Source organism: Flavobacterium undicola, assembly GCF_009909155.2.
GTDB lineage: Bacteria > Bacteroidota > Bacteroidia > Flavobacteriales > Flavobacteriaceae > Flavobacterium > Flavobacterium undicola.
Window position 1 is genome coordinate 93598 of record NZ_JAAAPM020000002.1, and the last position, 12036, is coordinate 105633.

A 12036-nucleotide genomic window follows, 5' to 3' on the forward strand; every position below is an offset into this window, starting at 1 on the left:
GTCGGATGGCTTTTGTGTTTTGTGCCTTTAAAGTTAGTTTTATGTTGTATTTGTTATTGAGTATTATATGTAGTGTTTCGGTAGGAGTGATTTTTAAAATAGCTCGTAAATGGTCTACCAATGCAAAGCAAATCGTTTTGTTTAATTACTTTTTTGCTTTACTACTATGTTATTTTACTTTCTCTCCAGATGTGCAAACAATCACTGCAGAAGCTCCATTTCTGCTCTTTATAAGTTTAGGGATTTTGTTGCCGGTTGTTTTTCTGTTTTTAATTGCTTCTATCAAAAATATCGGAATTGTAAAAACCGATGCAGCTCAACGATTATCGTTGTTTGTGTCTATTGTGGCAGCTTGGTTGCTTTTTAAAGAGGTGTTTTCGATTGCTAAATTAATCGGAATTACAATTGGTTTTCTGGCTTTGTTTTGTGTTTTGAATAAAACAGCTGATAACACAAAAAAGGATTTGAAATATCCTGTTTTAGTGTTTTTGGGTTTTGGTATTATTGATATTTTGTTCAAAAAAGTAGCTGCTTTTACTGCAATTCCTTATACGACTTCTTTATTTTTGATTTTTAGTATTGCTTTCTTTTGTATGATTTGTGCGGTGTTGTACGAAATGATAGTGAAAAAGAAACCTTTCGAACTTAATAATTTACTTTTTGGTTTCCTGGTGGGCTGTTTTAACTTCGGAAATATTTTGTTTTATTTGAAAGCACATCAAGCTTTCTCGACAAATCCATCCACTGTATTTGCGGGAATGAATATAGGAGTTATCTTGCTGGGAAGTATAGTAGGTATAGTTGTTTTTAAAGAAAAATTATCAAAACTAAACTATTTAGGGCTTGTTTTAGCCCTGTTTTCAATAGTGTTTATAGTGGTTTCAGCTTAGAGTTTTGTTGTTTCTATTTTGAAATTTTTTTCGATAGCCTTGATCATTTCGCCTGCGATATCTTTGTTAGTTGCTGTTTCGATTCCTTCAAGACCAGGAGAAGAGTTAACTTCGAGTAATAGAGGGCCTTTTGAAGAGCGAATAATGTCTACACCAGCTACTTTTAAATCCATGGCTTTAGCGGCCTTAATAGCGATTCTTTTTTCGTCTGCAGTTGCTTTTATAACTGATGCTGTTCCGCCAAGATGAATATTAGCTCTAAATTCTCCAGGCATAGCTTCACGCTGGATAGTAGCTACTACTTTTCCATCTACCACAAACAGACGTAAGTCTTTTCCATTGGCTTCTTTGATGAATTCTTGTACAAGTATATTAGCATTTAAACTTTTGAAAGCGTTAATAACACTTTCAGCCGCTTTTTTAGTTTCGGCTAATACTACTCCTTTTCCTTGAGTTCCTTCAAGTAATTTGATGATTAAAGGCGAACCTCCAACCATTTTTATTAAATCGTCAGTGTCTAAAGGGGAATTAGCAAAACCAGTTGTCGGAATATCAATTCCGCTATTCAGAAGTAATTGTAGTGAATATAATTTATCTCGTGATTGTGTTATAGCTGTAGCAGAATTTAAGCAAAACACCTTCAGAGCTTCAAATTGTCGTGTTAAAGCACAGCCGTAAAAGGTGATACTTGGTCGAATTCTAGGGATAATGGCGTCAAATTGATTTAATATTTTTCCTCCACGATAATGGATCTCAGGGGTTTTAGCATCCAGTTTGATGTAGCATTCTTTGATGTTTAAAAAGTGCATTTCATGACCGCGCATTTCGCCTGCTTCCATGATTCTTTTGTTGCTGTACAATTCAGGATTACTGGCTAGTAAACCAATGCGTAATCCACTAGGTGCTTTTTCTGAATTTTTATAAATTTCTTTTAAGCTGTCTGAAGTGGGTTGTCCCAATAAAAATCGTTGCTCCGGATCAACAAGAATTCTTCCGCTCATAGCTTCACGACCTAAAAGCATACGGAAACCCATAGTGTCTCTATTGGTCAAAGTCATTTCTATAGGCCATATTGTGTCGCCAATTTTCAGATTGGTTTGAATAACATAGCGTTGTTCTCTGAATCCGCTAGAGCTTTTTACGATTCTTTTGTCTACTAAAGGAGCTTCGCAATGAATAATTGTCTTAGAGTTGTTTTGGATAGGATTAATATCAAATTTAACCCAATTCGATTCGTTTTTGATAAAGGGCGCAATGTTAATAGCGTGTAGGGCAGAGGTTTTTGCTCCCGAATCTACTCTGGCTTTTATTGTTGGAATTCCTAATTCCGGGAAAGAACACCACTCTTCGCTACCTACGACAACTTTATTCATTGTGATTTTTTATTGAAATTTAGACTGTTTTGTTAAAACGCCAAATGTAGTTATTTGTTCTGAAAATAAACGCCAATTGTGTTAAAAGAATAAACCCGTTAAGTTATGAAAACGTAACGGGTTTATGTTGTATTGTGAAGGGCTTGGGATTATAAATTAGTAGCCTCTCCGGTTTTGTGAATTTTCACATTTAATTCTTGAGAGCCGTCTTCTATGTCCATGAAGATTTCGTCGCCAGCAGTAATTTTTGAAGTAATAATTTCTTCGGCAAGTGTGTCTTCAACATATTTTTGAATCGCTCTTTTTAAAGGTCTTGCGCCAAATTGTTTGTCGAAACCTTTTTCAGCGATAAATGCTTTGGCTTTGTCTGAAAGATTTAAAGTGTATCCTAATTCAGCTATTCGAGCATATAATTTTTTCAATTCGATTTCGATAATCAAATCAATATCATGTTTTTCTAAAGCATTAAATACAATTACATCGTCAATTCTATTTAAGAATTCAGGTGCAAATGTTTTCTTTAAAGCATTTTCAATAATACTTTTCGAATTATCATCTGCCTGAGCTACTTTGGCAGCAGTTCCAAAACCTACTCCTTGACCAAAATCTTTTAATTGTCTTGCTCCAACATTTGAAGTCATGATAATAATAGTGTTTTTGAAATCAATTTTTCGACCTAAACTATCTGTTAAGTATCCGTCGTCTAAAACTTGTAACAACATGTTGAAAACATCCGGATGTGCTTTTTCGATTTCGTCTAAAAGAACAACGCAATACGGTTTTCTTCTTACTTTTTCAGTTAATTGTCCACCTTCTTCATAACCTACGTATCCCGGAGGCGCACCAATTAAACGAGAGATGGCAAATTTCTCCATGTATTCACTCATGTCAATTCGTACCAAGGCATCTTCAGAATCGAATAATTCTTTAGCTAAAACTTTAGCTAATTGCGTTTTCCCAACTCCTGTTTGTCCTAAGAAAATAAACGAACCAATAGGACGGTTAGGATCTTTCAATCCAGCGCGATTTCTTTGAATAGAACGGGCAATTTTAATTACAGCTTCACTTTGACCAATAACTTTACTTTCGATAAGTTGTGGTAGTTTAGCTAGTTTGTTGCTTTCTGTTTGCGCAATACGATTTACAGGGATTCCTGTCATCATAGAAACCACATCAGCTACGTTGTCCTCAGTTACTTGGATTCGGTTGCTTTTAGCATCTTCTTCCCATTGTTCCTGAGCAATTGCTAAATCTTTTTCAATGCGTTTTTCATCATCGCGAAGTTTAGCAGCTTCTTCGTATTTTTGTTTTTTAACTACCGCATTTTTTAATTCTCTAATTTCTTCTAATTGACGTTCCAGGTCAAGGATTTTTTTAGGAACTTCAATGTTGGTAATGTGAACACGTGAACCTGCCTCATCTAATGCATCGATAGCTTTGTCTGGTAAAAAACGTTCCGACATATATCGGTTTGTTAATTTTACACAGGCTTCAATTGCTTCCGGTGTGTAGGTAACATTATGATGATCTTCGTATTTGTTTTTAACATTGTTCAAAATGGTAATTGTTTCTTCTACCGAGGTAGGTTCTACAATAATTTTTTGAAAACGTCTTTCTAAAGCACCATCTTTTTCAATGTATTGTCTATACTCATCAAGAGTTGTAGCACCAATACATTGTATTTCACCTCTGGCTAAAGCAGGCTTGAACATGTTAGATGCGTCTAGCGAACCTGTAGCACCACCAGCTCCTACGATAGTGTGAATTTCGTCAATGAAAAGAATAATGTCGTCATTTTTTTCTAATTCGTTCATTACAGCTTTCATGCGTTCTTCAAACTGACCGCGGTATTTGGTACCAGCAACTAAGCTTGCTAAATCTAAAGTAACAACTCGTTTATTGAATAAAATTCGGGAAACTTTCTTTTGGATAATACGTAAAGCTAAGCCTTCGGCAATAGCTGATTTTCCAACTCCCGGTTCACCAATCAATAAAGGGTTGTTTTTTTTACGACGGCTTAGGATTTGGCAAACACGTTCAATTTCTTTCTCGCGTCCTACAACAGGATCCAGTTTTCCTTCTTCGGCCATATCAGTTAAATCTCTACCAAAGTTGTCTAAAACAGGCGTTTTAGATTTCTTGTTAGACTTGTTGGCTGGATTATTGAAATTGCCTTCTTTTAAACTGTCATCTTGTCCTAAATCGTCATTGTAAGAGTCTGTGGCTCTTGGTAAATTTTCTAAGAATTCTTCTTCGCTTGGTGTCATATTTAAATATTGTTCTTTAGCTACGTCATAATCTATTTTTAGTTTATTTAGTAGCTTGGTTGTAGGATCGTTTTCGTTTCTTAATATGCATAGTAACAAATGAGCCGTACTAACTGAGGGACTCTGAAAAACTTTGGCTTCTAGAAAAGTTGTTTTTAATGCACGCTCCGCCTGACGAGTCAAATGCAGGTTTTTCTTTTCTAAATTACTATCTATTCCTGGGATAGCAGGGCTTAGGATTTCTACCTTTCTGCGTAAATGATCTAAATCAATAGATAAACTGTTTAATATCTGTATTGCTTTACCATTACCATCTCTAAGGATACCAAGCATCAAGTGTTCTGTCCCAATGAAGTCATGACCCAGTCGTAAAGCCTCTTCTTTACTGTAGGTAATAACGTCTTTTACTCTTGGTGAAAAATTATCATCCATAATATTTATTTCTAGTATGTGTAAATTTAGTGAATTACTAATTGAAAAACAAAAACCGTACCTAAGTACTTATGTCAGCTAATAGACAAAAAAAAAGGCAGAAAAGCTTGAATTTGTTTTTAATTTATTAAACAAAAGCCAATGTTAAGTTGTTAATAAATCATTGAAATTAGTGTATTGAAAAGCTTTTAAAAATTTCAGAAATCCGTATATTGGCACGTTTTGAAATGAATATAATTATTTAATATAACAACTTATGTCTGAAGGAGAAAAGTTAATTCCTATTAACATAGAAGATGAAATGAAATCAGCTTACATTGATTATTCAATGTCGGTAATTGTATCAAGAGCACTTCCAGATGTTAGAGATGGTTTGAAACCAGTACATCGAAGAGTACTTTATGGAATGTATGATTTGGGAGTAACTTCAAGATCTGCTCATAAAAAATCCGCAAGAATTGTCGGGGAAGTTTTAGGAAAGTACCATCCACATGGAGATACTTCGGTTTACGACGCTATGGTGCGTATGGCACAAGAGTGGAGTATGCGTTATTTATTAGTTGACGGTCAAGGTAACTTTGGTTCTGTAGATGGTGATAGTCCTGCAGCAATGCGTTATACTGAGGCTAGAATGCGTAAGATTTCAGAAGAAATAATGGCTGATATCGAAAAAGAAACAGTTGATTTTCAATTGAACTTTGATGATACATTGTATGAGCCAAAAGTAATGCCTACAAGAGTTCCTACCTTATTAATTAATGGAGCTACTGGTATTGCAGTAGGTATGGCTACTAATATGCCACCACATAATTTAACGGAAGTTATTAATGGTACATTGGCTTATCTTGATAATAATGATATTGAAATAGACGAATTAATGACGCATATTAAAGCTCCGGATTTTCCAACTGGAGGGATAATATATGGTTATGAAGGAGTTCGTGAAGCATTTAAAACGGGTAGAGGACGTATTGTAATGCGTGCTAAAGTTGGTTTTGAAGAAGTGGATGGAAGAGAATCTATTATTGTTACTGAGATACCTTATCAAGTCAATAAAGCTGACATGATTAAACGTACAGCTGATTTGGTTAACGAAAAGAAAATTGAAGGAATTGCTAATATTCGAGATGAATCGGATAGAAATGGTATGCGTATCGTTTATATCCTGAAACGTGATGCTACTCCAAACGTAGTTTTGAATACCTTATATAAATTCACATCATTACAATCTTCTTTTAGTGTAAACAATATTGCATTAGTAAAAGGCCGCCCACAAATGTTGAATCTGAAAGATATGATTCATTATTTTATTGAGCACCGTCATGATGTAGTGGTTAGAAGAACACAGTTTGAATTGCGTAAAGCAGAAGAAAGAGCTCATATTTTAGAAGGTTTAATTATTGCTTCGGATAATATTGATGAAGTGATTACGTTGATTAGAGGTTCTAAAAATACGGAGGAAGCTCGTGAGAAATTAATCGAAAGATTCAAATTGTCTGATATTCAGGCTCGTGCTATTGTTGAGATGCGTTTACGTCAGTTAACAGGTTTGGAACAAGACAAGTTAAGAGCGGAATATGACGAATTGATGAAGTTAATCGAGCATTTGAAAGCTTTATTGGCAGATGTAAACCTGAGAACGAATTTAATTAAAGAAGAATTAGAAGAAATTCGTGAGAAATACGGAGATGAGCGTCGTTCTCAAATTGAATATTCTGGTGGAGATGTAAGTATCGAAGATTTAATTGCTGATGAGAATGTGGTTATTACTATTTCGCATGCGGGTTATATCAAACGTACGAACCTTACTGAATACAAAACTCAAAATAGAGGTGGAGTTGGTCAAAAAAGTGCAGGAACAAGAGATCAGGATTTCTTAGAGCACATGTTTGTGGCAACAAATCACCAATATATGATGTTCTTTACGCAAAAAGGAAAATGTTTCTGGATGCGTGTTTATGAAATACCGGAAGGAAGTAAAACTGCTAAAGGTAGAGCGATTCAGAATTTGATCAATATCGAAAGTGATGATAAGGTAAAAGCATTTATTTGTACTCAGGATTTAAAAGATCAGGATTACATCAAAACGCATAACCTGGTTATGGTAACTAAGCAGGGACAGGTTAAGAAAACGTCTTTAGAGAAATATTCTAAACCTCGTGTAAATGGTGTTGCTGCAATTACTATTAAAGAAGGAGATGAGTTATTAGGCGCTGAGTTGACTAATGGTGAAAGCCAAATTATCCTGGCTGTTAAGTCTGGTAAGTTAGTACGTTTTGAAGAAACTAAGACGCGTCCAATGGGAAGAACAGCTTCCGGAGTACGTGGAATTACATTAAAAGATGATACCGATGAAGTAATTGGTATGGTTACTGTAGATAAAAATGATATTAACGATTCGCAAATTTTAGTGGTAACTGAAAATGGATACGGAAAACGTACCAAATTAGTTGACGAAGATGGTGAAGATGTTTACAGAATTACGAATCGTGGTGGAAAAGGGGTTAAAACGCTTAATATCACAGAAAAAACAGGAAATCTAATTTCGATAAGTGCTGTTACTGATGCTGATGATTTAATGATTATCAATAAATCAGGATTGACTATCAGAATGGCTATTGAAGATTTACGTGTTATGGGACGTGCTACGCAAGGGGTTCGATTGATTAATCTAAAAGGGAAAGATTCTATCGCTGCCGTTACAAAAGTAATGAAAGATGATGTTGCTGAAGTTATCGTTGATGAAGAAGGTAATGTTATTGAAACTGTAGCCATCGAAAGAGTAAAACCGGATTTAGAAGTTCTTGAAGATGATGGGGTGTTAGAAGATGACGATGATGACGATGATTCTGATGAAGAAGAATTAACAGATGAAGATGATTCTGAGGATGACGAAGAATAAACTACAATCAAAATAAACTATAAATATTAAAAAATGTTTTTATGAAAGGTAAATATGTAATGTTGGCATCAGCTTTATTGCTGTCGGTAGCTACTTTTGCTCAGAAAAATGAATTGAAAGCTGCTGAAAAAGCAGTGAAAAAGGGCGATATGGCCGAAGTGTTGACAATTTTAAAAGGAGCAGAGTCAGTAATGGCTAATGCTTCGGCTGAAGAAAAAGCACAGTATTTCTTTTTAAAAGGAAATGCTCATATGGATTTAGTTGATAAAAAAATTGATAAGGATGCTAATATGGCTTTGGCTGCAGAGGCGTATAAAGAATTGATTGCTACTGAAAAAACATCGGGGAAATTAAAGTATTCTGCGCAAGCGGCAACTTCTATTACCATGATTAAAAATTTATTAATCAATAGTGGTGTTGAGGCTACTAAAGCTAATAATAATTTAGATGGAGCTAAAAAGTTATACGAAGCTTATCAATTGGATAAAAAAGACACTATTAACTTGTATTACGCAGCTTCAACTTATGTAAGTGCTAAAGATTATGATAAGGCGATGGAGTTGTATAGTGAGTTGAAGCGTTTGAATTATTCAGGAAAAGCAACTGAATATTTAGCTACAAGTAAGGTAAATGGTCAAGAGGTTGGATTTGCTTCTGTTGCTGAAAGAGATAGGGCGGTAAAATTAGGAACTCATGAAAAACCAAGAACTGAAGAGGTGCCTTCTAAAAGAGGAGAGATTTACAAAAACATGGCTTTAATTTTAGTGGATAAAGGACAAATTGCTGAAGCTAAAAAAGCAGTTGCTGATGCTAGAACTGCAAATCCAGATGATTCTTCATTGATGTTAACTGAGGCTAACTTGTATTTGCAAACTAAAGATTTTGATAGATACAAACAGATTATTACTGAAGTGTTAGCGAAAAATCCTAATGATGCCGGATTAGTTTATAATTTAGGTGTTATTTCAGCTAATGCAAATGATAATGCAGAGGCTGAGAAATATTATAAGAGAGCGGTTGAAATCAAACCTGATTATACAAATGCTTATATCAATTTAGCGGTTTTAAAATTACAAAACGAGAAAGTGCTGATTGAGGAAATGAACAAATTGGGTACTTCTGATAAAGATATGAAACGCTATGATGTCTTGAAAAAGAAAAGAGAGGAATTGTTTAAAAGTACTTTGCCTTACTTGAAAAAAGCCTATGAGTTAGATCCTGAGAATATGGATGTTGCAAAAACACTTTCAGGAGTTTATGGAGCATTAGAAATGACTGAAGAGAAAAATGCTTTAAAAGCTAAAATGAAAAAATAAGCTTTAATAAAAAAGTGCTAAAAAAAATCCTCTTTAAAATAATTTTAAAGAGGATTTTTTTTTAGATAATTTTTTTTATGACTCTAAGTTTGTGTGTGTGTTTATTGGTCTCGGCATTGAAAATACCTAAATGATCAATCCTGTCAATTCTAACTTTGCCACTGGCATGAATGATGTAGTTGTTTTCCATGATAATGCCCACATGGATGATGTTACCTTCTTCGTTATCAAAAAAAGCTAAATCACCGGGTTCACTTTCTTCAATAAAACTTAAAGCTTCTCCTTGTGTTGCTTGTTGCGAAGCGTCTCTTAAAAGTTTGTAACCGTTAAGTTTGTAGACCATTTGTGTAAAACCGGAACAATCAATTCCAAAAGGTGTTTTTCCACCCCATAAATAAGGAGCGTTTAAGTATAGGTAAGAGGTATTGATGATATTTTTTTTGTCTTTAATCCCATTTACTTTTGTGCCTTCAAACTCATAATTCTGAGTGTTGATTTCGTTATTGTTCAAGAATGACAAAGAAGCCCCTAGAGGAATAGGAATTAATGTATTAGAAGTTCCTGTAATGTATTCGATTAAATCGGAATTTAATATCAGGGTTTCTTTTGATAATTGCTCGTAATTTGATTCGGAAATTTCTTGATATTGTTTAGAATCTACCCAACCTTCATAGTCGTCATATTGTAATTTAATACGAGACCATTGTTTGTGTTTTTCTAATATTTTAAAATGTTCGCCAAATAAGACTTGAGAAACAATTTCACTTTTGTCACTAGGTTCAAACCGAAGTGGGATAATAGCTAGATTACATATTCCAAACATTAATTATATTTTTTTAGATTCTTTCAATAACAATTGCTGAAGCGCCGCCACCTCCGTTGCATATTGCAGCAGCTCCTATTTTTGCATTATTCTGTTCTAAAACATTTAGTAAGCTTACAATAATTCGAGCGCCAGAACAGCCTAGCGGATGACCTAAGGCAACAGCTCCGCCATTAATGTTAACTTTATTACTGTCTAAACCAAGGATTTTAATATTGGCTAAGCCAACAACTGAAAAAGCTTCATTGAATTCGAAAAAATCGACATCGTTGATTGTGATACCTGCTTTCTCTAAGGCTTTAGGTAAGGCCTTAGCAGGGCTTGTAGTGAACCATTTTGGTTCTTGTGCAGCATCGGCATAACCTTTAATGTAAGCCAATGGTTTGAGTTTTAATTGGGCGGCTTTTTCTTCGCTCATTAATACTAAAGCAGCAGCTCCATCATTTATAGTAGAAGCATTCGCTGCGGTTACAGTGCCGTCTTTTGAAAAAACAGGATTTAAAGTGGAGATTTTGTCTAATTTGATATTGGTAAATTCTTCATCTTTTGCAATAACAATTGGTCCACCACGTCTTTGTGGTACTTCAACAGGAACAACTTCATTATTAAATTTACCCAATTCCCAAGCTTCAGCAGAACGTCTGTAAGATTCGATAGCATAATTATCTTGTTCTTCTCTACTTATCTTGTATTCGGTAGCACAGAGGTCAGCATATACTCCCATAGCTTGGTTGTCGTAAGCATCCATTAGTCCGTCTTTTTGCATTCCGTCAATAAGAGTGGTAGGGCCAAATTTAGTTCCGTTTCTTAAATGGGTATAATGGGGAATTAAGCTCATGTTTTCCATGCCGCCAGCCACGATAATTTCGGCATCGCCTGCTTGAATAGCTTGAGCGGCCATCATTACTGATTTCATTCCTGATGCACAAACTTTATTTATAGTAGTACAAGGAACTGTAGTGTTTAATCCAGCATAAATAGCAGCTTGACGAGCGGGTGCTTGTCCAACACCGGCTTGGATAACATTACCCATGAGTACTTCGTCAACCAGAGTAGGATCTAGATTAATTTTATCTAAAGCTCCTTTTATTGCTATAGCGCCAAGTTTAGGGGCTGGAATATCTGATAATGCTCCCATAAAACTTCCGATAGGTGTTCTAACAGCAGAAACGATAACAACTCTTTTGCTCATGACTTAAATAATGTTTGAATGTATACTTGTAGCAAATTTACTCTTTTTTGTATAAAATTTAGATTTTCATTAGTTGATTCTATTTTTATAAAAATAGTTTTATTTTTGTTTGAATCTATGTGTTTGATTGTGAGTGGATTTAAAATAAAGTAAAAAAAATAATAAAAATAATGCCGAAAATAGTTGTGAGTAATGGGATGATGTGTTACATTTGCAACCGCAAAACAAGACACGTTCTTTGAGCTTGGAGAGGTGCCAGAGCGGTAATGGAGCAGTTTGCTAAACTGTCGACTGGTAACGGTCGCCAGGGTTCGAGTCCCTGTCTCTCCGCTTAATATTTTTGCTTCGGGGTGTAGCGTAGCCCGGTTATCGCGCCTGCTTTGGGAGCAGGAGGCCGCAGGTTCGAATCCTGCCACCCCGACAAAACTTTACCATTAAGTTAAAAAAAAATGGACGCATAGCTCAGTTGGATAGAGCACCTGCCTTCTAAGCAGGCGGTCGAAGGTTCGAATCCTTCTGCGTTCACCACGAAACCCACTGTATTCAGTGGGTTTTTTGCGTTTTGTACCTTTTCGTGTTTTTTAATTCCTTACATTTAGCACAACAAAACACCTCTTTTTAGTACATTTTTACATATTTTTCACACATGAAGATCTATGTTAAATTGGTTGGTAATGAAGATTTTAATGCTACACGGATACCGAAGAAGGAAAACGTTTAGTCAATTCAGGGCCAACATTAGAACTGGTATTGTTATAAATTAAAGAAACTATTTTTTAAAAGTTGAGAGGCATTTTTTAAATAGTTATTTTTATATGGGTTAATAATTATTACACAATCA

Annotated in this window: 7 protein-coding genes and 3 tRNA genes; 6 read left to right on the forward strand and 4 right to left on the reverse strand. The window is 35.0% G+C overall.

Features of this window, described 5'->3' with window-relative positions; all coding sequences use genetic code 11:
* Window positions 1-41: 41 nt before the first annotated feature.
* Window positions 42-890: an EamA family transporter gene (locus tag GTZ96_RS01720; RefSeq protein WP_161640977.1), complete on the forward strand. Its 849-nt coding sequence runs from the start codon at window positions 42-44 to the stop codon at window positions 888-890.
* On the opposite strand, the gene rimK is transcribed toward GTZ96_RS01720, so the two are convergent.
* Both rimK and GTZ96_RS01730 read right to left on the reverse strand, forming a co-directional pair.
* A complete protein-coding gene (rimK, locus tag GTZ96_RS01725; protein WP_207720131.1) occupies window positions 887-2263 on the reverse strand; it encodes a 30S ribosomal protein S6--L-glutamate ligase in 1377 nt (458 codons plus the stop codon). The two genes, GTZ96_RS01720 and rimK, sit on opposite strands and share 4 nt — an antisense overlap.
* Before the next feature lie 149 nt (window positions 2264-2412).
* A complete protein-coding gene (locus tag GTZ96_RS01730; RefSeq protein ID WP_161640864.1) occupies window positions 2413-4962 on the reverse strand; it encodes an ATP-dependent Clp protease ATP-binding subunit in 2550 nt (849 codons plus the stop codon).
* A 256-nt stretch (window positions 4963-5218) separates the two neighbouring features.
* On the opposite strand from GTZ96_RS01730, the gene gyrA reads away from it, so the two are divergent.
* The gene (gene gyrA, locus GTZ96_RS01735; RefSeq protein WP_161640865.1) at window positions 5219-7864 is read left to right on the forward strand and encodes a DNA gyrase subunit A; all 2646 of its coding nucleotides are present in this window, start codon (window positions 5219-5221) and stop codon (window positions 7862-7864) included.
* Between the two features lie 41 nt (window positions 7865-7905).
* Window positions 7906-9180, forward strand: coding sequence for a tetratricopeptide repeat protein (locus GTZ96_RS01740; RefSeq protein WP_161640866.1), 1275 nt, complete (start codon window positions 7906-7908; stop codon window positions 9178-9180).
* Window positions 9181-9241: 61 nt separating this feature from the next.
* Here GTZ96_RS01740 and GTZ96_RS01745 read toward each other — a convergent pair whose 3' ends face one another.
* The gene (locus GTZ96_RS01745) at window positions 9242-10003 is read right to left on the reverse strand and encodes a C40 family peptidase (protein WP_161640867.1); all 762 of its coding nucleotides are present in this window, start codon (window positions 10001-10003) and stop codon (window positions 9242-9244) included.
* Window positions 10004-10016: 13 nt separating this feature from the next.
* Window positions 10017-11195 carry an acetyl-CoA C-acyltransferase gene (locus GTZ96_RS01750; RefSeq protein WP_161640868.1) on the reverse strand — a complete coding sequence of 393 codons (1179 nt, stop codon included), beginning with the start codon at window positions 11193-11195 and terminating at the stop codon, window positions 10017-10019.
* Between the two features lie 246 nt (window positions 11196-11441).
* Here GTZ96_RS01750 and GTZ96_RS01755 point away from each other — a divergent pair.
* From GTZ96_RS01755 to GTZ96_RS01765, 3 genes are all read left to right on the forward strand, one after another.
* Window positions 11442-11525, forward strand: a tRNA-Ser gene (locus tag GTZ96_RS01755).
* Between the two features lie 16 nt (window positions 11526-11541).
* Window positions 11542-11616, forward strand: a tRNA-Pro gene (locus GTZ96_RS01760).
* A gap of 30 nt (window positions 11617-11646) precedes the next feature.
* Window positions 11647-11723, forward strand: a tRNA-Arg gene (locus GTZ96_RS01765).
* The last annotated feature ends 313 nt before the right edge of the window (window positions 11724-12036 follow it).

What these genes read in the sequence shown, in the direction of transcription:
- GTZ96_RS01720 (WP_161640977.1), top strand. Translation starts at nt 42, where the DNA reads ATGTTGTATTTGTTATTGAGTATTATATGTAGTGTTTCGGTAGGAGTG.
- rimK (WP_207720131.1), bottom strand. Translation starts at nt 2,263, where the DNA reads ATGAATAAAGTTGTCGTAGGTAGCGAAGAGTGGTGTTCTTTCCCGGAA.
- GTZ96_RS01730 (WP_161640864.1), bottom strand. Translation starts at nt 4,962, where the DNA reads ATGGATGATAATTTTTCACCAAGAGTAAAAGACGTTATTACCTACAGT.
- gyrA (WP_161640865.1), top strand. Translation starts at nt 5,219, where the DNA reads ATGTCTGAAGGAGAAAAGTTAATTCCTATTAACATAGAAGATGAAATG.
- GTZ96_RS01740 (WP_161640866.1), top strand. Translation starts at nt 7,906, where the DNA reads ATGAAAGGTAAATATGTAATGTTGGCATCAGCTTTATTGCTGTCGGTA.
- GTZ96_RS01745 (WP_161640867.1), bottom strand. Translation starts at nt 10,003, where the DNA reads ATGTTTGGAATATGTAATCTAGCTATTATCCCACTTCGGTTTGAACCT.
- GTZ96_RS01750 (WP_161640868.1), bottom strand. Translation starts at nt 11,195, where the DNA reads ATGAGCAAAAGAGTTGTTATCGTTTCTGCTGTTAGAACACCTATCGGA.